Annotated in this window: 17 protein-coding genes; 8 read left to right on the top strand and 9 right to left on the bottom strand. The window is 38.6% G+C overall.

The genetic code is table 11. From position 1 onward, the window contains the following. Nucleotides 1-26 precede the first annotated feature (26 nt). The 3 genes from trwL to ABD909_RS02330 form a co-directional block, all read right to left on the bottom strand. Nucleotides 27-344 (bottom strand): VirB2 family type IV secretion system major pilin TrwL, encoded by a 318-nt coding sequence (gene trwL, locus ABD909_RS02340; RefSeq protein WP_345096355.1) that lies wholly within the window; start codon nt 342-344, stop codon nt 27-29. Beyond that, nucleotides 307-606: a KorA family transcriptional regulator gene (gene korA / locus ABD909_RS02335; protein ID WP_345096354.1), complete on the bottom strand. Its 300-nt coding sequence runs from the start codon at nt 604-606 to the stop codon at nt 307-309. Before korA ends, trwL begins: the two co-directional genes overlap by 38 nt. 127 nt (nt 607-733) lie before the next feature. Next, nucleotides 734-1,354: a lysozyme family protein gene (locus ABD909_RS02330; RefSeq protein WP_345096353.1), complete on the bottom strand. Its 621-nt coding sequence runs from the start codon at nt 1,352-1,354 to the stop codon at nt 734-736. Between the two features lie 751 nt (nt 1,355-2,105). Between ABD909_RS02330 and ABD909_RS02325 the strand changes: the two genes are divergently transcribed. Further along, complete coding sequence (locus tag ABD909_RS02325) at nt 2,106-2,393, top strand: H-NS histone family protein (RefSeq protein WP_345096352.1); 288 nt, start codon at nt 2,106-2,108, stop codon at nt 2,391-2,393. 845 nt (nt 2,394-3,238) lie between these two features. On the opposite strand, the gene ABD909_RS02320 is transcribed toward ABD909_RS02325, so the two are convergent. Further along, nucleotides 3,239-4,519 carry a ubiquinone biosynthesis hydroxylase gene (locus ABD909_RS02320; RefSeq protein WP_345096351.1) on the bottom strand — a complete coding sequence of 427 codons (1,281 nt, stop codon included), beginning with the start codon at nt 4,517-4,519 and terminating at the stop codon, nt 3,239-3,241. Between the two features lie 484 nt (nt 4,520-5,003). On the opposite strand from ABD909_RS02320, the gene ABD909_RS02315 reads away from it, so the two are divergent. The 7 genes from ABD909_RS02315 (at nt 5,004) to ABD909_RS02285 (ending at nt 14,396) form a co-directional block, all read left to right on the top strand. Then, nucleotides 5,004-7,457: an FtsK/SpoIIIE family DNA translocase gene (locus ABD909_RS02315; protein WP_345096350.1), complete on the top strand. Its 2,454-nt coding sequence runs from the start codon at nt 5,004-5,006 to the stop codon at nt 7,455-7,457. Nucleotides 7,458-7,765: 308 nt separating this feature from the next. Continuing rightward, entirely contained in the window at nt 7,766-7,921 is a 156-nt protein-coding gene (locus ABD909_RS02310) for a DNA translocase FtsK (protein WP_345096349.1), read from the top strand. A gap of 224 nt (nt 7,922-8,145) precedes the next feature. Further along, a complete protein-coding gene (locus tag ABD909_RS02305) occupies nt 8,146-8,784 on the top strand; it encodes an outer-membrane lipoprotein carrier protein LolA (RefSeq protein WP_345096348.1) in 639 nt (212 codons plus the stop codon). Between the two features lie 29 nt (nt 8,785-8,813). Further along, nucleotides 8,814-9,629, top strand: a complete 816-nt coding sequence (locus ABD909_RS02300; protein WP_345096576.1) for an exodeoxyribonuclease III — start codon at nt 8,814-8,816, stop codon at nt 9,627-9,629. A 61-nt stretch (nt 9,630-9,690) separates the two neighbouring features. Next, nucleotides 9,691-11,187 carry an efflux transporter outer membrane subunit gene (locus tag ABD909_RS02295; RefSeq protein ID WP_345096347.1) on the top strand — a complete coding sequence of 499 codons (1,497 nt, stop codon included), beginning with the start codon at nt 9,691-9,693 and terminating at the stop codon, nt 11,185-11,187. Continuing rightward, nucleotides 11,184-12,407 carry an efflux RND transporter periplasmic adaptor subunit gene (locus ABD909_RS02290; RefSeq protein WP_345096346.1) on the top strand — a complete coding sequence of 408 codons (1,224 nt, stop codon included), beginning with the start codon at nt 11,184-11,186 and terminating at the stop codon, nt 12,405-12,407. Before ABD909_RS02295 ends, ABD909_RS02290 begins: the two co-directional genes overlap by 4 nt. 3 nt (nt 12,408-12,410) lie before the next feature. Next, nucleotides 12,411-14,396 carry a MacB family efflux pump subunit gene (locus ABD909_RS02285; protein ID WP_345096345.1) on the top strand — a complete coding sequence of 662 codons (1,986 nt, stop codon included), beginning with the start codon at nt 12,411-12,413 and terminating at the stop codon, nt 14,394-14,396. Between the two features lie 261 nt (nt 14,397-14,657). Here ABD909_RS02285 and ABD909_RS02280 read toward each other — a convergent pair whose 3' ends face one another. The 5 genes from ABD909_RS02280 to ABD909_RS02260 all read right to left on the bottom strand — a co-directional run bounded on the left by ABD909_RS02280 (nt 14,658) and on the right by ABD909_RS02260 (nt 20,795). Further along, complete coding sequence (locus ABD909_RS02280; RefSeq protein WP_425547929.1) at nt 14,658-15,293, bottom strand: YdcF family protein; 636 nt, start codon at nt 15,291-15,293, stop codon at nt 14,658-14,660. Nucleotides 15,294-15,330: 37 nt separating this feature from the next. Then, the gene (locus ABD909_RS02275) at nt 15,331-16,284 is read right to left on the bottom strand and encodes a cell division protein FtsX (RefSeq protein WP_345096342.1); all 954 of its coding nucleotides are present in this window, start codon (nt 16,282-16,284) and stop codon (nt 15,331-15,333) included. Next, a complete protein-coding gene (ftsE, locus tag ABD909_RS02270) occupies nt 16,277-16,936 on the bottom strand; it encodes a cell division ATP-binding protein FtsE (protein WP_345096341.1) in 660 nt (219 codons plus the stop codon). The genes ABD909_RS02275 and ftsE overlap by 8 nt, the downstream gene beginning before the upstream one ends. Nucleotides 16,937-17,553: 617 nt before the next feature. Then, complete coding sequence (gene acs / locus ABD909_RS02265; RefSeq protein ID WP_345096340.1) at nt 17,554-19,512, bottom strand: acetate--CoA ligase; 1,959 nt, start codon at nt 19,510-19,512, stop codon at nt 17,554-17,556. 593 nt (nt 19,513-20,105) lie between these two features. Next, a complete protein-coding gene (locus ABD909_RS02260; RefSeq protein ID WP_345096339.1) occupies nt 20,106-20,795 on the bottom strand; it encodes a YggS family pyridoxal phosphate-dependent enzyme in 690 nt (229 codons plus the stop codon). Nucleotides 20,796-20,938: the final 143 nt, after the last annotated feature.

Below are 20,938 nucleotides of genomic sequence, written 5' to 3'. Positions count from 1 at the left end.
CGATAATTCTCTTTGATAATTTTTCACTATGCATTTTGAAATAACATTGTGACAAGTTCAACTGCTGAACCAGCGATGACGACACCAACTGCCCATCGCACAAAAGTGTCTTTTTCAATGTAGCGTCCTGCATAGCCGATTGCTAAGCATAAAAGTATTATGGTAGCGGCAATAGGAACAATTATTTTCAATTGGTCTCGAAGTGTTTCTAAAGCTGTTTTTGCCTTGCCCAAAACTTGCGCTTGAGCATATATAGGATGTGTCATAAAAAATACAGTTACAGCCGCAGTCGTTGTGATGATTTTATTACGAACCGTTGTTTGAAAAATATTTACTTGTTTCATTTTTTTCGTCCTCATTAAGCTTAAAATTGCCACAGATAACTCCTCTTTCGTGAAGAAACTTAAAAAGATATTTTGGATCAGCCCAAGTTCTTAGTTTTCCTCTTTGCGTAAGAAGTGTATATTTATTTGCTTTACCGGTTACTGGGTCATCTGCAACAAATGTAAAATACCATTCTCTCTCTGAGCGCATTACAATGGTAATTTCACGCGCTGCTTTCTGATTAAATGCTCTATCAATGCTGTTTTGCTCTATCATTTTCATTATTTATGCCCTCAATTAGAAAAGATTTTATCCAATCTTACTAATTAGAGCTTTAACATTTTTTTATCTACCTTTCATCACAGCTTCCTATCAAAATTGTCATTCTAATTTTTAAATATAATGATCATTACTCCTGTTGTTTTTCCAACGAAGAATCCTCAATCTTAAAAGCATCATGAACACTACTTGCTTTGTGCGTAAATGCATCTTCTTCCAAGAAGATAGGCAAAGATTCCAAATCAATTATCTGTTCTGGATTTTCTCTCTTAAGTTTCACTGGCTCTTGTGATTCTTCGACAGGAGTTTCTACTTTGATACGTGAAGCAATTTTCTGCACTTCAACATTGGCAAAATTATTTTTGGAATTCTCTGTATTGTAAAGACTGAGCACATCCCGTTTAACACTATAGCGTAAAACAACTTGTTTACGACAATGCTTTAAAGCAGTTGGCACAACCTCAAAACTTTTATAAGGAGGCATTACAACAGAAAAGAAAGGAAGAAACCATTTGAGATTTCCATCATCAATCTGCCTCCAATATATGTCAAAATTATGTTTATTCTGTATATGCTGTTCAGTTTTTGCAATTGCTTTTCCAAATAGGGAAGACGGATGTAGCAATTGATTATTATTTATTATTGCACAGATCTTTCCCAAAGATTCTTGCACAACAACAGAAGGGAGTACTGTAGGCTGTTGAATTGATGCGTATGTAACAGAAAACATTATGAAATGAGGAATAATCATAAGAAGCAGACCTTATGATAAAAAATTTTGTTGATGCAAACATTAATTTTACGTGATTCTTTGCCAGACAATCCTCTGACATTTTTATAAATTTGTAGAACTAATTTGTTTCGTTGAGAATAGCTTTTGCAATTATAGATGCGATCTTTTTTAATAACATTTTTGACGTATGCTAGTCTTTGGTAAACTAGGTAAATACACGGAATAACACAGAATACATTATACCAGCTGATGTTACCATTGTTATATTTGTAAAAAAAGGAGACATTTCCACATGAAAACCACTTTTGAAAAGTTTCTAAGATTGATTGTTTGCTACAATTTTCTATCTGTCGAAATTTTTCTGAATAATATTGATATGCACTAAAAAACCATCGTATCCGAGAACGTTTTTTATCGCTAGAATGAATCATATTATCATTATACAAAGAGGACTTGTTCTTTGTTGCATATTGCCATAGTTTATAAAATGGTGATTTATATTCACTTTTAACTGCTGCTTTGTAAAGATCAGGGAGATACGGTGGTATTTGTACATTCCTCTTACCAATTCTAGCTGTTGCGCTGAAAAGGAATGCAGTTGTGACAATTGAAACACCAATAAATAATTCTTCGTGGCTCAAAGCACATCTCCGTTAAAGTGATATATCCATCGTAATTTTAATTTCGATAATAAATAGACAAAAATTGTCTATAATTGTGTTAAAAATATGGCAAAATGCAATTATTTTTTGCCAGGGGAGTAATTAAGGTGAATGATCTCAAAAATATGAATTTTGATGAGCTACAAGAAATGCGTGCTCGAATTGATGTGGAATTGAAAAGGCGGCAAGCAAAAGAAAAACAGAATGCACGGCGAAAAATTCTTGAAATTGCTAGTGCACATGGAATTGATATTGCTGATCTTGTCAGTAAAGAACGTCATTATAGAAATCCCAACAATCAATGGGAGTTATGGAATGGGCGTGGACGTAGGCCTAAATGGATTAAAGAATGGTTGGAGAGTGGTTATGCACTTGAAGAACTAGAAGTAACATAATGCATATGCAATCTTTACAACTGATTCATTTAAGCACAAAAGCTATATTGTTATATGCCATGCTCTGATGTTTTTATGTTTTTGAGTCTTTTTTTGGTGTGGTTGTAGATATTAGATCTTTGCTTCATTTTTTATCATTTGTATGATAAAGATGAAAAAATGTTTTGGGGGATGAAATTTCCATAATAAATGTTGATTTTGATATTTTGATAGGATTTTGTGATGCCTGTTCAAGGTATTTATTATTAAAATTTATCCTATGCATCACTGAAAGAGTGTCTTGAAGATAATAAGATAGGATAATTTTTGAGCTTCTGTTTGTTTTTTACAGTAGAGAGAGGTAAGCATAATTTATCAAATGGTGATAGTAGGCTTTGTGGTATCTTGTAAATCCCTTTACGGTATACGGTATGAGGTGAAATCCATTGTGCACCACTATCTTTACCTTTACACTTATGAAGATATAAGTTGGCAGTATCTATCATACTCTTTGCTGCCAATGTTGTAATAGCTCTTGTATTGGAGAGCGCGTTCATAAGAGGAGTTTTGATTCCTTGTCTTTAAGTATTTTATACACATGTTTGTGCTGTTTGTATGTGTACAGGAACAGTTTTGATTGATCTAATATAAAATAGATTTGAAATGAGAGAAGCTTACGATATTTGTTTTTTTACTTCTCATAGATAAAACAATAATTATTATAAATCAAAGTGTTGTAAATTTTTCTTTCATAGTACTTCTAAGATTTTTGTATGGACTAATGAACAAAGGGTTTAAACTTTAAGACCAGAAGAAGTTTTATTGATAGATTGCAAAGAGTGAATGGTACGTTTTTTTCATTTTTCTTAAAGAGGGAGGCCTTGTAGTAGACGTGGGGCATGAGGGGACAGACCGGAAGCTTCTTGAATAAGATATTGCTTTATTTTTGGTGTTTTATTGACAATTCCAAGACCAGTATCGCGCAGCATTCGTAAGAAAAGATTATCGTTAGAAAAAAGTTTGTTAAGCCAGTCGTTGCTTAAAGCCATACGTGTGGTTTCAAAACGTCTCCAACTTTGATAGCGCTCTAAAGCAGTAAGAGAGCCAATATCAAGCCCCAATCGTGCTGTTTCAATAATCACTTCAGCGAGTGCGGCGCTATCACGTAATCCTAAATTGAGTCCTTGTCCTGCAAGGGGATGAATTGTGTGAGCAGCATCACCAATGAGAGCAAAACGAGGTTTAATGCATTGGCGTGTTAAAGAGAGCTGCAAAGGAAAAGCTTGACGTTCGCCATTCCAGGAGAGTTTTCCAAGCCTATGACCAATGCGTTTTTCCAGTTCTGTTTCAAAAATAAGGGCATCAGCTTTGAGATAATATTGCGCGGTTTTATGGAATTCATTCCATACAATGGCAGATCGGTTGCCTTTTAAGGGGAGAAGTGCGAAAGGACCTGCGGGGAAGAAATGTTGAATTGCTTGTCCGTTATGAGGTTTTTCATGTTCGATGGTGCAGATGATGGCTGTTTGTTTATAGGGGTGAGAGAAATTTTTAAGATTTGCTTTTTCGCGTAATTTCGAATGGGCTCCATCAGCTGCAATAAGCAATTTGGTTTGCCAAATTTGTGCATTGCTTAAAGTAACAGTTGTATGTTGCTCTTCTTGGTGAAAATCAACAACACGCACATTTGCAATGATAGGGATAGCGAGATCTTTTACACGTTTTTTTAAGGCTTTGATGAGTTCTCTATGCTCCACCATGGTCGCGAAAGGCTCATCGGGAGTAATATCTCCTTCAAAGGTTAAAAGAGTTGGTTTAACGGGATCATTTGTGCATGCATCAGTGATGATCATTGAGTGAATGGGTTGGGTATAGGATTTTATATGTTTCCAACATTGTAATTGTTTTAACATACGAATAGAAGCAGCAGCAAGGGCGATGGTTCGTATATTGGAAATGGGGAAATCTTTTTGAGGAGCAGCATCAACGATATTGATTTTCAGTTCAGGGGCGACTTGTTTGAGCGCTACCGCCAGCGTTAATCCGACAACCGCTCCCCCAGCAATGAGAAGATCGCATTGTTTTATCGTTTTATTGGATTTTGTTTTTTTATTGAGTTTTACATTTTTATCGGGGTTAGAATACACAACACTTCATTCCATTGTTGGTTATTTGTTCGGTCTTCAATAGGATAATTTTTACATTCCCTTTTATATAATATACAATATTTCGCGTTTTATTTTCATTTCTTTCTTACTTTGAACAGATGTGTTTATCTTCTTGCGCTTGCTGGTGGATAAAAAGGCTGTTTTTTTATGGTTTTTTCCTCTTGTTGATCATTTGTGGCGTTCATTCTAAATTTCATCTTATCATTTGATGGGGTAGAGATCCGAAGTATTTTATCATTATTATATTTCATTGTATGCAAAAGAAAACTTAAATCGGATAAAGGTAATATGGTATTTTTTTAAGTTGCATGAATGTGCTCTATATTATCTTTTTTAAAGAAAATGTTTTGCGGTTCTCAAAGGTTTAAAATGGTTATAATTGTGATGGTTAAAACTGTGTTAATATTTTGTGGTCATAATGTACAACTCTTTAATGTAAAGGTTTTGTATTTGGAATTGATAGATGCATCAGAGTTCTTCTCCTTATGATTCATTAGAAGTGCAAAAATCTTACAGTTCAAGGCTACTTGAAATGTTTTTGCGCCAAATTGGTGTTTTCATTGGACTTGGGCTTTTGGGTTTTCTTATTTTTTGCGCTTTTGCTTTGGCAACTTGGAATGTTGCAGATCCTTCATTAACGCACGCAAGTACAAATAAAATTACAAATTTTATGGGATGGCCAGGAGCAATTTTTGCAGATTTTGTTATGCAGTTTTTCGGTTTGGCTGGTCTTGGTGTGTTGTTGCCACCATTGTTTTGGTCATTTCTTTTGTTGGCACAAAAAAATATCTACAATTTGTTTTTTCGCCTTTTTTTGTGGGTGGTATCAGCGATTTGTTTTTTAATTTCTTTTGCTCTTATGACACCTGTTGCTTCTTTTACATATTGGCCTTTGCCAATGGGCTTGGGCGGGGTTTTAGGGGATAAGACTTTAAGTGCCCTTTATTCCATTTTTCCTGTTGTTCTTTCTCCGTTTCAGAAAGTGCTTTTAAGTCTTGTGGTTATCGTATTAGGTTTTTTTATAGCTGCTTTTGCAGGTAATGTGGTATGGCGGCGCCGGACAAAGAAAAGAAAAGCAAAAAATATCCAAAAAAATGAAAGTATTGAGCCACACTTTGATGCGTTAGAAGACACAGAGGATGCCGAAGACGAAGTGCAGCATGGTTTTTTTGTAACAACGTGTGGCGCTATTCTCCATCTTTTCTATTTTTTACAAGCACGTTTTTTTCGTTTTTTTTCCTTCAAAAATCGCTCTCAGAGGCAAGAGAAGTCAAACTCATTGGGAAAATCACTGGAGAGGATTGAACCCATTTTTGGAAATGAAAAAACATCATGTCAGGAAAATCAAGATAAAACGCGCGTTTCTCCTGTTAAAAAGCGTGCTTTAAAATCTGTACCAACTTCTTTAAATGGTGGTTTTCTTCTTCCACATTTAGATTATCTTTCGGTTCCTCCCCCCTCTATTCGGAATGCAAAACTTTCTCCTGCTGCTTTGAGAGCTAATTCTCAAGAACTTGAGAGGGTCTTGTTAGATTTTGGTGTGAAGGGAAAAATTATTGATGCACGTCCTGGTCCGGTAGTCACTTTGTATGAATTTGAACCAGCAGCTGGTATTAAATCTTCCCGTATCATTGGTTTGGCAGATGATATTGCACGTTCAATGCGTGCAATTTCAGCACGTGTTGCTGTGGTGCCAGGACGCAATGTCATTGGAATAGAATTGCCCAATGCAAAGCGTGAGATGGTTTATTTACGAGAAATGTTACAAGCACAAGAATTTGTTGAGAGTAAAGCAAAGTTAGGACTTGCTTTGGGTAAAACAATCGGGGGTGAAACGGTTATTGCCGATTTAGCAAAAATGCCTCATCTTTTGGTGGCAGGTACAACAGGCTCGGGAAAATCTGTTGCCATTAATACCATGATTTTATCGCTTCTTTATCGTATGACACCTGCACAATGCCGCCTCATCATGGTGGATCCGAAAATGCTTGAACTTTCAGTTTATGATGGTATTCCCCATTTGTTAACACCAGTGGTGACAGATCCTAAAAAGGCAGTGATTGCGCTTAAATGGGCTGTTCGTGAAATGGAAGAGCGCTACAGTAAAATGTCAAAACTGAATGTACGCAATATTGATGGGTTTAATGCACGTCTCAAAGACGCAGAAAGACAAGGAGAGACAATGGTGCGTACCATTCAGGTTGGTTTCGACCATGAGACGGGTGAGCCTCTTTATGAAACGGAAAAACTTGATTTTAGTCCTATGCCCTATATCGTTGTTATTATTGATGAAATGGCCGATTTGATGATGGTAGCCGGTAAAGATATTGAGGGGGCAGTGCAACGCTTAGCACAAATGGCGCGTGCTGCGGGGATTCATGTGATTATGGCAACACAGCGTCCTTCGGTGGATGTGATTACTGGGACCATTAAAGCCAATTTTCCTACACGCATTTCTTTTTCGGTCAGTTCAAAAATTGATAGCCGGACAATTCTTGGTGAACAGGGCGCTGAACAATTGTTAGGACAGGGAGATATGCTGTTTATGATGGGAGGAGGGCGTGTTCAGCGTGTTCATGGACCTTTTGTGGCGGATGATGAAGTGGAGCAGGTTGTCATGCACCTTAAAGCGCAAGCACTTCCTGATTATTTGGAGACTATTACGCAGGAAGTGACAGAAAATGATGCGGAGGCATCGTTGGCTTCTCCTGCGGCAGATGATCCTTATAGCCAAGCTGTAGCAATTGTTCTTCGTGATCGTAAAGCTTCAACTTCTTATGTTCAGCGCCGTTTAGGTATTGGTTATAATCGTGCAGCTTCATTGATTGAGCGGATGGAAGAGGAAGGTATTATTAGTGCAGCAAATCATGCGGGAAAACGAGAAATTTTGGTGCCTGCCGAAGAAGAACGCTTTTAAAATGAAAACTTGTGAGTGTTTCTCCAAATAAGATTTTTTAAAGGGTGTTTATTCATAAGTTGCCGTTTCATTATACAGTCAAGAACTCTTGCTTTCGTGTATATTATAAAAACGTTTTTTATTACTGAAAAGAATATTTCAGTGAGCGAGAATGGCTGTTGGGTATTTTATTTCTCGTTGAGGATTCATTATCATTTGTGTTACTTTTCTTATCGAACGTAGTGGGGAAAAAGATATCATAAGTTCTGCTAATTATGCGGCAAAAGGGGGAAATTTAATGACTTTAAAGCTTCAAGGGCAGATTGATTATGTGGCAAGCGTTTGTAAGAGATCGCAAAGAAGAGGTGGATGTTTCTTTGATTTCTGTTTCATTAGATAATCTCTATAATCAAGCCGTTGTACTCGTTTTTCATGATCGTAAAGCTTCAACTTCTTATGTTCAGCGCTGTTTAGGTATAGGCTAAATTGTTCGTCTTCATTGTTTTAGCGGATGAAAGCAGAGAGCGTTATTGAGTTGAGCAAATCATGCCGAGAAAATGAAGGTTTTATGTCTGCCGCAAAAGAGCCTTTTTGAAATAAAATTTTTGATAGTCTTCTAAAAGAATATCTTTTTCTTTTGGAGAAGGGTATTTATTCATTATTTTACTTAAATTAGAAACTAAATGTATATTGCTTGGGAGCATTTTCTATGGAAACGTCATTTTTACCACAAAGGAGAATCTTTGGTTTTTTTGGAATTATTATCTTTTTGTGTTTAACTTTTCCTGTTTTTTCTCAATCATTTGATAAACTGGCATCCAATAAGGTAGCATCTAATAAAGTGGTAAGGGCGCAGAATATTGTTAATCAGTTTGCGGCAATGAAAACAATGACAGGTGACTTTATTCAATTTAGTCCACAGGGAAAAATGTCTCAGGGTACGTTTTATTTAGAACGTCCAGGGAAAATTCGTTTTATGTACAAAAAAATACCTTTACAGATCATTGCAGATGGTCAATTCGTGGGAATTAACAATCGTGCGTTGAATACTTGGAATTTTTCACAGCTTTCTCAAACACCAATGAAATTTCTCTTAGATGATAAAATTAATGTATCATCTGGACGTTTATTTGCATTTCGTGAGGATCCAGGAGCGGTGACAATTGTTTTGCGGGATAAAAGCATGGGAGCAGGGCAAATTAGGATGGTTTTTGATTCTAAAAATGTTGCTTTACGGCAATGGACAATTGTTGATCAACAGAATTTAGAAACCACTGTTCAAATTATGAATGTACGAACAGGTGTTAGATTTGTTGAAGGAATGTTTACACTGCCCGGGAAGAAATAGTGCGCTGTTTTTCATTAGGATTGAAAGAGATGATCTTTCGTATTGCAACTTGGAATATTAATTCTATTCGTTTGCGTCTTGCGCAGGTTTTTCAGTATTTGGAACTCTTTGATGCCGATATTTTGTGTCTACAGGAGACAAAATGTCCAGATGCTTTATTTCCAGTGGAGGCTTTTAGAGCTGTCGGATATAAGTATATTGCACTCAGTGGGCAAAAATCTTACAATGGTGTGGCAATTGTTTCACGTTTGCCTTTTAAAACTGTGGAAAACCGTTTCTTTTGTCAAAAACAAGATTGTCGTTATCTTTCAGTCATTGTTGAGGTTTACGGCAGAAAAATACAGATTCATAATTTTTACGTTCCCGCTGGAGGGGATGTGCCTGATGCTGATATCAATGAAAAATTTCGTCATAAACTTGATTTTCTAGAAGAAATGTTTGCTATCCGTGCACATCAAGGAAATGGTTTTTCTTCTCTTTTGCTGGGCGATTTGAATATTGCTCCTTTGCCAGAGGATGTTTGGTCTCATCAAAAATTGTTGAAGGTCGTAAGCCATACACCTATTGAAACAGAGTGTTTGCAGGCTTTATGCAATCAAGGGGGCTGGGTTGATTTGATGCGTATGCAGTTTCCTGTTCCCGTTAAACTTTATACATGGTGGAGTTATCGTGCACGTGATTGGGTGTTTGCTGATCGTGGACGGCGGCTGGACCATATTTGGTCTTCTCCAGATTTAGCACCTTTTATGACTGATCTTGCAATTTTGGGTGCTGCACGGGGATGGAAGCAACCTTCAGATCATGTTCCGGTACAAACTGTATTTGATTTTTCACGTCAATTTTGAAATAACAAGTAAATAAAATATTAATATTCGTTATTGATTCTGAAGAAATATGGGAGAGTCGATGTATATCAGAAATCTCAAAGGGGCTGTTTCTAACAGATTATTTTATAGTGTTTTGTTATTTTTTCTTATATTGTCAGGATGTATGGTTGGGCCTAATTACCAGAAAACATCTTTTCGTGTTCCAGCACAGTGGGGACAGCAATCTGCACAGACTACTGGGCGTGCAGTTAAGATTGCTGGATGGTGGCGGCATTTGAATGATCCTATTTTGAATGCCTTAATGAATGATGCTATTGCTGAAAATAATAATATTGCTATTGCCAAAGCACGGGTGCGTGAGGCGCGTGCCAGTTTAGGGCAAACTGTTGGCTCTCTTTTGCCAAATGTGGTAAATTCAGTTTCAGGAACGCGTAGTGATTCTGCTTCCCCAAGTGGAATTTTAGAACGGGCTTTCACGCAATATCATGGTGGTTTTGATGCTAGCTGGGAGCTTGACTTTTTTGGTGGGCATAAGCGAGCTGTTGAAGCTGCACGTTATGGTCTTGAAGCTTCTGTAGAAGATATGCGTGCTATTATGGTGACGCTGCTTGGAGATGTGGCAACAAATTATGTTCAGTTACGCGGTTGGCAACAAAAATTGTTGATTGTGCGGCAAATTGCTTCCTCACAACGTAAAACATATGAATTGATACGGAGCAAATTAACAGCTGGTGATGCTTCAGAGCTTGATGTGTCAAATGCGCAAGGACAAGTGGCGAATACAGAGGCAGATATCTCGCAAATGGAAGCTAATTTGGCCATGAGTATTCATCGCTTGTCCGTTTTAACGGGGCGTGTGCCTACAGCGTTGCAAGATCTTTTACAAAAAAATGCAGAACACGCGAAAATTCCGCAACCAAAATGGCCAATACCAGCAGGAATTCCAGCGGATATTTTGTTAACGCGTCCCGATTTGCGACGGGCTGAACGCCAATATGCGCAGGCAACAGCGCGGATTGGTCAGCGTCAAGCAGATCTCTACCCATCACTTACTTTAACCGGTAGTATTTCAACAGCAACAGAGAAAATAAACCAATTGTGGAAAAGTTCAACAATTGGCTGGTCTTTTGGACCTGGGATTCGTTTTCCTTTATTTAATGGGGGACAAATTATGGCTTCTGTTGAAGTGGCGCGTGCACAGCGTGATCAGGCTTTTATTGCTTATCGCTCTGCTGTGTTGTCAGCTTTAGAAGATGTGGAAAATGCGCTGATCAGACTAACCAAAGAACATCAGCGTTTAGAAAAGCTTATCATTGCAGATAAAGCTTCGTTGCGTTCTTTACAGCTTTCACGCCGCCTTTTTGAAAATGGAAATACCAGCTTCCTCGAATTGTTAAATGCTAATCGTTCTTATTATTCTGCCCAAATGGCTCTGAAAGATAGTCGTGTTTCTTTGGTTACTCAATATGTTGCATTGATGAAGGCATTGGGTGGTGGTTGGGATGGTGTTGTTGATGTGTCGCGTCCAGAAGTTGTCGATGTTGCACATCATTCGCGTACAAAGGTAGAGCAATGAAAAAAAGTTCCATAAAAAAATTTATTAAAAAACGCAAAAAGCTTTCCCTTTTTTTAACTGTTTTCTTCCTTATCATCTTATTATGGTTGCGTTCTGTTTTTTTTGGAACATCAACGCCGGCTTATATGACAGCAGTGGTAAAACGTGGTGATATCGAAGAAAGTGTTTTAGCTTCTGGTCTCGTGCGTCCTTATCGATTGGTGGCTGTTGGTGCGCGTGCAACAGGGCGTGTAGTGTCTATGCGTGTTGTCCCTGGAAGTGTCGTTAAAGAAGGCGATCTCTTGGCAGAAATTGATCCTACAGATCAAGAAAATGATCTGAAAAGAAAAAAAGCTGCATTATCTCACTATTATGCAAGTTTGGTGGAACAAGAAGCTTACCTCTCCCTTGCACAGAAAAACTTAGAGCGTCAGAATAAAATGTTCGAAGCACGGGCGATTTCACGAGCAAATCTTGATGAGACTGCAACACAAGTGAAAATACGCGAAGCGCAAATTGCGCAACTGCGTCAACAGATTATACAGGCACAAATTGATGTGGAGAGTGCAGAGGTCAATTTAGGCTATACCCGTGTGACCGCTCCTTCAGCGGGGACGGTGTTAGCAACTGTTGTTGAGGAAGGACAAAATGTTAACGCGGTTCAATCAGCGCCAACAATTGTTATTTTGGGTGATTTATCAAAAATGACAATTAAAGCACAAATTTCAGAAGCCGACATTCTTAAAGTTCAGGCAGGACAACCCCTTTATTTTACGGTTTTGGGGAATGCGCAGCGTCGTTATGAGGGAGTTCTAGAAAGGGTAGAGCCAGCTCCTGAAGCAATTCGTTCTGATGTGAGTATTAATCCTGGTATGGGAGGAGGTTCTAGTGCTCTTATATCATCGGCTATTTATTATAATGGCATTATACATGTGGAGAATGCGGACAATTTTCTACGGACTTATATGACTGCGCAAGTTCATATTATCTTAGGTCGCGCTCAGAATGTTTTGTTGGTGCCAAGTGATGCTTTGCGTGATGAAACAAAAGAGCATACCGCATGGGTTTCTGTTTTGGTGGGAAAAGATAAAGTAGTGGCAAAAAAAATAACCGTTGGGCTTAATAACAAAGTGATGGCAGAGGTTGTTTCAGGGCTTGATGAGGGAGACGTGGTTATTACAGGTTCACCTGATGGAGTTATGCCAGATGTTCCTAGTGAACAGAGCAAAGGTGAGAATTAAGCCATGAAGACAGAACAAGCAGATGCTGTCCTTGTTTTAGAAAATATTGTGCGCACATTTCCTGCCGGTGAAACATTTGTCACTGTTTTGAAAAATATCAATCTTACCATTCAGCGTGGTGAAATGGTGGCAATTGTGGGTGCTTCCGGTTCAGGAAAATCCACTTTGATGAATATCTTGGGCTGTCTTGATCGTCCAACTTCTGGTCGTTATTTGATTTCAGGGAAAGAAACAGTTGCCCTTTCTGCTGATGAATTGTCGGCTTTGCGGCGTAATTATTTTGGATTTATTTTCCAGCGCTACCATTTGCTTAATGAATTAACAGCGCTTGGTAATGTGGAAATTCCTGCTATTTATGCAGGATGTGTACCAAGTGTGAGAAAAAAGCGTGCAGAGGACCTTTTAATACGTCTTGGCATGGGAGATCGAATAAATCATCGTCCCAATCAGCTTTCAGGAGGTCAACAACAACGTGTGTCAATTGCGCGGGCACTGATGAATAATGCTGAGGTTATTCTTGCCGATGAACCAACCGGTGCATTAGACAAACAAAGTGGCCAAGAAGTCTTGCGTATTTTGGATGAGCTCCATCAAGAAGGGCGTACTATTATCATTGTTACGCATGATATGCAGGTGGCTAAAAGAGCAGATCGTATTATCGAAATCAGTGATGGAGAAATTATTACTGATAAGCTCTCAAAAGGTGCAAAAACAAAAATAAGCACTCAACCTCTTCAGGAGCAAGAAAATCTAAAAAATCCACAAATACTCAGTTTTTTCCGTTCTTTTGCTGAACGGTTTCGTGAAGCATTTGTTATGGCGTTGTTGGCAATGAATGCTCACCGAATGCGTACTTTTTTAACTATGCTTGGGGTAATTATCGGTATTGGGGCGATTATTGCTATGGTTGCTTTGGGAAATGGTACGCGGGAAAAAATTATGGAAAACTTTAAAAGTTTGGGCTCCAATACATTAACCATTTTTCCTGGAAAAAGCCTCTCTGATCCACAAGCAGAGAAAATAACCAGTTTGGTGGAAGCGGATGCAGACGCTCTATCAAGATTGCCCTATGTTGCTGGTGTAACTCCTCAGATTTCAGCAAGCTCTACTGTTCGTTTTGGTGCGGTTGAAGCCAATGCAGTCATTTCTGGGGTGGGAGAACAATATTTTCAAACACAAGGACTTAAAGCTGTGCAAGGGCAGCTGTTTGATCAGAAAAGTGTGCATGAGCGAGCGGTTGATCTCGTTATTGAAAAAGAAGCACTTGCGGTGCTTTTCCCTCATAATCATGGGAGTCCCATAGGGAAAATTGTGCATTTGGGCGATGTTCCTGCACGCATTATTGGTGTGGTAGATCCGCAACATATGAGAGGAGGGACTTCAAATACGTTGCAGGTTTATTTGCCTTATACAGCCTTACAAACGCGTTTTCTTGGTACAACACAAGTTCGGGCTATTACCGTGAAGATCGCCGATCATGTTGATTCAAATTTAGCTGAGAATATGGTGAAACGTTTCCTTATTATGCGTCATGGTGGGGAAGATTTTTTCATTAGAAATTCTCAGCTCTTTCGTGATCGTATCACAGAAAGTACACAGATTTTAACGCTTTTGGTGTCTTCTATTGCTGCTATTTCACTGATTGTGGGTGGTATTGGGGTGATGAATATTATGCTAGTTACTGTTTCGGAGCGGATAAATGAAATTGGTGTTCGTATGGCAGTGGGCGCGCGCCAAAGTGATATTTTGCAGCAATTTCTCATTGAGGCAATTTTGGTTTGTGTCGTTGGCGGGGGGTTGGGAATTCTCTTTGGACTTTCTATCGGTGGTTTGTTTTTGCTCTTTAAGGCGCCTATCCACCTCGTTTATACGATGGATTCAATCATCATATCTCTTACTTTTTCAATACTCATTGGGATATGTTTTGGCTTTTCACCTGCTCGGCAAGCTTCACGGCTTGATCCAGTTGTTGCTCTCTCGCGTGATTAAGTTGCGACAATTATGGGAGTGTTGTTGTCTTGTTCTTTTACAGATGAGAGACAAGGGGAGTTTTCTTTCTCTGTAGATGAGCTTTCGCGTGCGATTATAGCAAAGATCGTCAAAAAATGTGGTACGCGGAATTATTGGGAAGATTGGGCAAGCAATATTGCGGAAATTGCTAAGAATCATATTGCGTGGGAATCAAAGAATTTCCAGAGAATTGTCTTGAAAAGAAGGGGGGGAAATTTTAGAAAATCAGGAGGGGTAAGATCAAAATGCAGTTCTTATGTAGACTTGGAGTGTTTTGATATATTGGAATGCAAGAATGCGTATTTGGTTGATCTGTTGTATCATGCTTTCATTACTGCTTTTTTTAACAGGATAAGCAATAAAATGAATGTTAGGCATTAAGTATTTGAGTTCACGCATTGAGCGCCACATATGATAATCATGGGTGACGATATAAACTGTTTTATAATGGTGCTTTTTAATCCAAGATGCACTTTCTTCAGCGTTCTCTTTGGTATTCGTGGCTTTGTGTCCGAGATCAACGCAACAGGTGAAGAGTTGAGGGGTAATATGAGGGCTGTGCATAAAACTTTTCAAATTTGTGGTTGTATTGACGCCACTGATCAAAAGTCGCGAACCAAGTTTCTTTTGTAAGAGATTAAGCCCTGTTTCTATGCGATTTTCTCCTCCGGTAAGAACAATGATGGCATCAGCTTTCGGCAAAGGATTTGGAGGTTGAAGTCGCTCGGTTTTTTCAGAAAAAATAACAAAACCGATACAGAAAAGCAGAACAATTAACAAAAGAGCAAGTGCTGTTGGAGGAAAATAGCGAAATACGCGCTGCCATGGGTGGCGTATGCTATGCTTTTTCGCAAAAGGTTCAGAGGTGTTTTGCATCTGTGGGTGAGAATTATAGATGTTGTGAATCATAAAATTAAAAAAGACCGTTTTCGCATTGATCCATTTTTTTAAGTTGGGTAAAAATGGTCATGCGGTTTGTAAACATGGTAAGAAAAGAAACAAAAATTATAAGACCAATGATTTTTCCATAAGGGAGAGAGTTTGCGGAAAGATGTCCAAACAAGGCAGTTATTTGACTCGCTTCTACTCCCCCTAAATTATAGTTTGTCCAAAAGACAAAGATAAGAAAGAGAACTGCGCTTATAAAACCACCGTATAATGCACCACGCAGCGCAGTTTTAAAAAAATGCCAGTCAAATTGTCGTGCAATGAAAAGGGTTTCTGTGCCAAGAAAGTATAACACATTGATGATATGTGCATTTTGTGCTAGTGCATTGCGTGTGGCAAAGATAACGGTGAGTATCAATGAGCCTAGAACCAGTGTTAAAATTGCAAAACCAATCAAAACAGTGGTGTGGGCCATGATTGTAAAACGCTTGACCCACACACGGTGATCATCAAACTGACCTCCTGGAATTTGTGTTTTGATTGCCTTACTGATAGCATGAAGATCAATTTCCTCTTTGTCTTTTAGAGTGACGATGATAAGGCGGGGAAGGGGCAATTCATTCAAATTAAAATCTGTTCCAAGCCATGGCTCGAGCAGTTTTTCCGTGGCTGTTTGATCAACAATTGTTGCATCTTCTATACCATCAAATGTTTTAACCAATGTAACTGCATCATGAAGAGATTTTTCGATATCAACATTTTCCATGGGGCGTATTTGAATGGTCGCTTCATAGCTAATTTGATGACTCCAGCTATAGGCTGCACGTTGGACTAAATCAACACCGATCAATGTGAGGCTTGAAAGAAATGTCATAATAGCAATAACGGTAACCAGTGCTTGCCCAGAAATATTGCTACTGGGAATAATCGCTGTGGTGTTTTTTTGATTGCTGGTAAAAATAGGGAAAGATTTATTCATGAATTGTCATCCGTCCATTATGGAGAAGCATACGCCGTGCTGCGACTTGTTCCATCAGGCCAATATCATGAGTGGCAATGACAACAGCTGTTCCAAAACGGTTTAATTCAATAAACAAACGGAGCAAGCGTTTTGCTAAAGGTGGATCTACATTTCCTGTTGGTTCATCAGCAAGCAAAATTTCAGGTTGATCAATGAGTGCGCGGGCAATGGCTACCCTTTGCTTTTCTCCACCAGAGAGAACCGGTGGTAAAACATGAATATGATCTCCCAATCCTACCCAACAAAGAAGATCTTCTACTTCACTGCGATAGGTTGCTTCTTCTTGCCCTTTAATGCGTAAGGGTAAAGAAACATTTTCATAAGTAGTCATGTGATCAAGGAGGCGAAAATCTTGAAAAACCACACCGATACGTCTTCGTAATGCTGGAAGTTCTTGCCGTTTGAGTAATGCCGTATCCATCCCAAATAAATCAATGTGGCCACGCGTTGGTTTGAGTGCTAAAAACATAAGACGCATCAACGATGTTTTACCCGCCCCCGAGGCTCCCGTGAGAAATTGAAATGAGCCAGCAGGAATATGAAAACTAATATCACGAAGAACTTCAGGGCCCATCCCATAGCGTAGTCCGACGTTTTCAAAATGAATCACTTTTCGTTCCCACTTCTGCTTTTATCGTATATTACTCTCAGAACTTTTGCTTCTATTGTTTTTAATCTTATTCATACTTCACATTTTATAATGTTTCTCATTTGTGCTTGAGAAATATTGTTTGTAAAATATTTGTTATAGTTCTTTATTTATGATTTTAGCAAGAACTCCAAGGTGTTTCTAGTAGAAACATGAGAATTGCTAAACCTGTTTTTTCGGCTTAACCTTGATCTTGTTCATTTTACGGTTGATAAAGTTTGTGCTTTTTATCGCTTCAATATGCGCTAAAATTCACCTTTTATAATTTTAGTTTTTGCTCATTTTTTATTGTTGTTTTTTCTTTTGCCAAAAGAGATTGATTTATAAAAATATTTTATCATTTTACAATTTGATAAGGAGGTTTTGCAGATAGTAAAATTTATTCAGGATAAGCCTTTTTATGATGCATATAAACCATTCGTTTGCCCTTTATGGAAAATGTGTGTGTAGATAAAAACAGTTTAGGAGAAATGTAGATATACTTTTCATGAACTCTTTCAATACAAGAGTGGCCGTAATATTTTCAGTTGGTAAACAGGATAGGGGTATTGGCCTCAGCACACCGGTGATATTGTACCCTAAATCATGGTTTCTTTATTTTGGTGGTTGGCAATAAGATCATCAACCACTTGTGGTTCAGCAAGAGTTGAAATATCTCCTAAATTATCAAAATTATTTTCAGCAATTTTGCGTAAAATGCGTCTCATAATTTTTCCTGATCGTGTTTTGGGAAGTTGTGGGGCAAATTGAATTTTATCCAATATGGCAATGGAGCCTATTTCCTTTCTGACATGTTTAATCAGCTTTTTGTGCAATTCTTCACTTGGCAGAGTGCCTTCCATTAAGGTAACAAAACTATAGATCCCTTGCCCTTTAATGGGGTGAGGGTAACCAACAATTGCTGCTTCTGAAACGGCAGGATGTGAAACAAGCGCTGATTCAATTTCCGCTGTTCCTAATCTGTGTCCAGAAACATTGAGAATGTCATCCACCCGTCCCGTAATCCAATAATAGCCATCCCTATCGCGTCTACAGCCATCGCCTGTAAAATATTTCCCTTTAAAGGTGGAAAAATAGGTTTGAATAAAAAGCTCGTGATCATTATAGAGCGTGCGCATTTGTCCGGGCCATGAGTCAATAATACAAAGATTGCCTTCCGCTTCTCCTTCCAGAATATTTCCTTGCTCGTCTATGATTTGCAGCTGTACTCCAAAAAAAGGACGTGTGGCGGAGCCTGCTTTCAAGGGAGTGGCTCCGGGGAGGGGGGTGATCATATGCCCTCCTGTTTCGGTTTGCCACCATGTATCGAGAATGGGGCAGTGATTGTTGCCAATCGTATGATAAAACCATTCCCATGCTTCTGGATTAATGGGCTCGCCTACGGTGCCTAACAGGCGTAGAGATGTTCTTTTTGAGCGTTCAACAAATGAATTGCCTGCCCCCATTAAGGCGCGAATAGCGGTTGGGGCGGTATAGAATATATTGACTTGATGTTTATCAACAATTTCCCAAAATCTGCCTTTGTCAGGGAAGGTTGGGGTGCCTTCAAACATTAAAGTGGTGGCGCCGTTGCATAAAGGCCCATAAACCAAATAAGAATGCCCGGTAATCCAGCCAATGTCAGCAGTGCACCAGTAAACTTCACCAGGATGATAATCAAAAACATATTGATGAGTCAGTGCGCTATAAACAAGATAGCCTGCTGTTGTATGTAAAATTCCTTTGGGTTTGCCTGTGGAGCCTGAAGTGTAAAGAATAAAAAGCGGATCTTCAGCATTCATCGGTTCTACTGGGCAATCTGTTTTTGCATAAGCGATTTCTTCATGATACCAAAAGTCCCGTCCTTCTACCCAATTGATTGGCCCACAGGTGCGCCGTATGACCATGACTTGGTCCACATGCACATTCTGGCGGGCTGCAATCTCAATGGCATGGTCAACATTATCTTTTAAGTGAATTCGTTTGCCACCACGCAAACCATAATCAGCGGTAATGATAAAGGTCGATTCACAGTCAACAAGGCGTCCTGCTATTGCTTCAGGCGAAAAGCCCGCAAAAATTACTGAATGAATGGCACCAATGCGGGCGCAAGCAAGCATGGCATAGGCTGCTTCGGGAATCATGGTTAAATAAATGGTGACTTTGTCACCTTTTTTGACGCCGTGATTTTTTAAGATATGGGCAAAACGGCAAACATGTTTATGAAGTTCGTTATAGGTGATTTTTTTATTATGATAAGGATTATCTCCTTCCCAAATCAAGGCAATTTTGTCTCCATGGATTTTCAGGTGGCGATCAATGCAATTATAGGCAACATTTGTTATGCCATCTTCGTACCATTGAATCGATATATCATCATGAAAGGAAGTATTTTTTACTTTTGTAAAAGGTTTAAACCATTCAATGCATTGACCATGTTTTGCCCAGAAACTTTCTGGATCATTGATGCTTTCCTGATACCATTGTTGGTAGGTTTCCTCGTTGATGAGAGCATTTTTTTTTATATCATCTGGTATTGGATAGATTTTTTCAGACATAAGTTCCCTCTTTTCATTTATTTTAGGAAAAATAGCCATGGTACCTTTAGGCAAAACTTCCCCGTAAGCTTTTCATTTTGAGGGTAGATTAAATGACAAAGATTGGAATAGTCAATTTTAAAATCTGATATGATCATATTGAAGAGAATATTTTATGCTTCTTGCGGGGCTTAATGCGCCAGAGTGTATTATATTTAGAACTTTTTATAAGCACATAAAAAAATGAGAATTATTTAAAATAACCTAAAAAACGAAGATGAAGGAGCTTTATCGCGAATGTTTTTTGTTTTGTATTCTCTTGTGATTTACAAGAATAACAAAAAATATCTCTATAGTTGAACTCCATTGTGTTGTTATTGTTTGTATGCATGTATTGAGGTTAGTGCTTTTTTTAGGCAATTGTTGCCTGCATTTTATCCTTTTTAGTGTATAGAAAATCTTTTCTTACCCGCTTTATGCCATTGGAAAGTGGGCGAATGGTTTATAATTGTTGGAGAAGTTGAGAAAATTCGCGACAGTTTTTTAACTCATGTGCAACGCACCTATTTATATATAAAGGTTTCTTTTTTGGGGTACTTTGGGTGGTGAAGTGATCAAAGAGGGCGGTTTCCAAATAAAGCAGCGCCAATGCGAAGGACATTCGAGCCAAATTGTAGAGCTGTTTTAAAATCATTGGACATGCCCATGGAAAGCCTTGGTAGACCGGCTTGTTTTGCTAGTTTGGCTAATAGGGCGAAATAAGGTCCGGGGTTTTCCTCAACGGGGGGGATGGCCATGAGGCCAATGATATCAAGCTCATAGTGATTTTTACATTGGGCAACAAAAGGGACCACTTCTTGCGGTGAAATGCCAGTTTTTTGCGGTTCTAAGCCAATATTAACCTGAACATAGCAGGGGAGATGTTTTTGTTGCTTTTGCATTTCTGTGCTCAAACTTTTGGCTATTTTTTCGCGATCAACCGTTTGAATGACATCAAAAATTTTAACTGCTTGTGCTGTTTTATTCGATTGTAAGGGACCAATGAGGTGAAGTTCAATATTTTCAAATTGTTGACGCAAGATGGGCCATTTTTCAGCTGCTTCTTGCACGCGGTTTTCTGCAAAGACAGTTTGACCTGCTTGTAAAAGAGGGCATATATCTTCTGCAGAAACAGTTTTTGAAACAGCAATCAGTTGCACCTCTTCTGGGCGGCGATTATAGTCTTTACACGTTTCTGTGATATCTTTTTGTAGATTTTGCCATGCTGCAATGGAAGATTCAAGTGGGGGGATGTGTGTGTTCATTTTTTTGTACTTTGCCATTTTTATTCAGTGATTGTGTTATTCTTTGTAAAATACTTCGTGAAATATTCATGGAAAATATTGACGATGAGGTTAATCCATGGTCAAGCATAATAAAACAGTTTTTTAGTTCGATTTTGTAAAGA

This window comes from Bartonella acomydis, assembly GCF_039543025.1.
In the GTDB taxonomy this organism is placed as follows: Bacteria; Pseudomonadota; Alphaproteobacteria; order Rhizobiales; family Rhizobiaceae; genus Bartonella; species Bartonella acomydis.
Note: the sequence above shows the minus strand (reverse complement) of the source record. Positions and strands in the feature narration are given on the sequence as shown.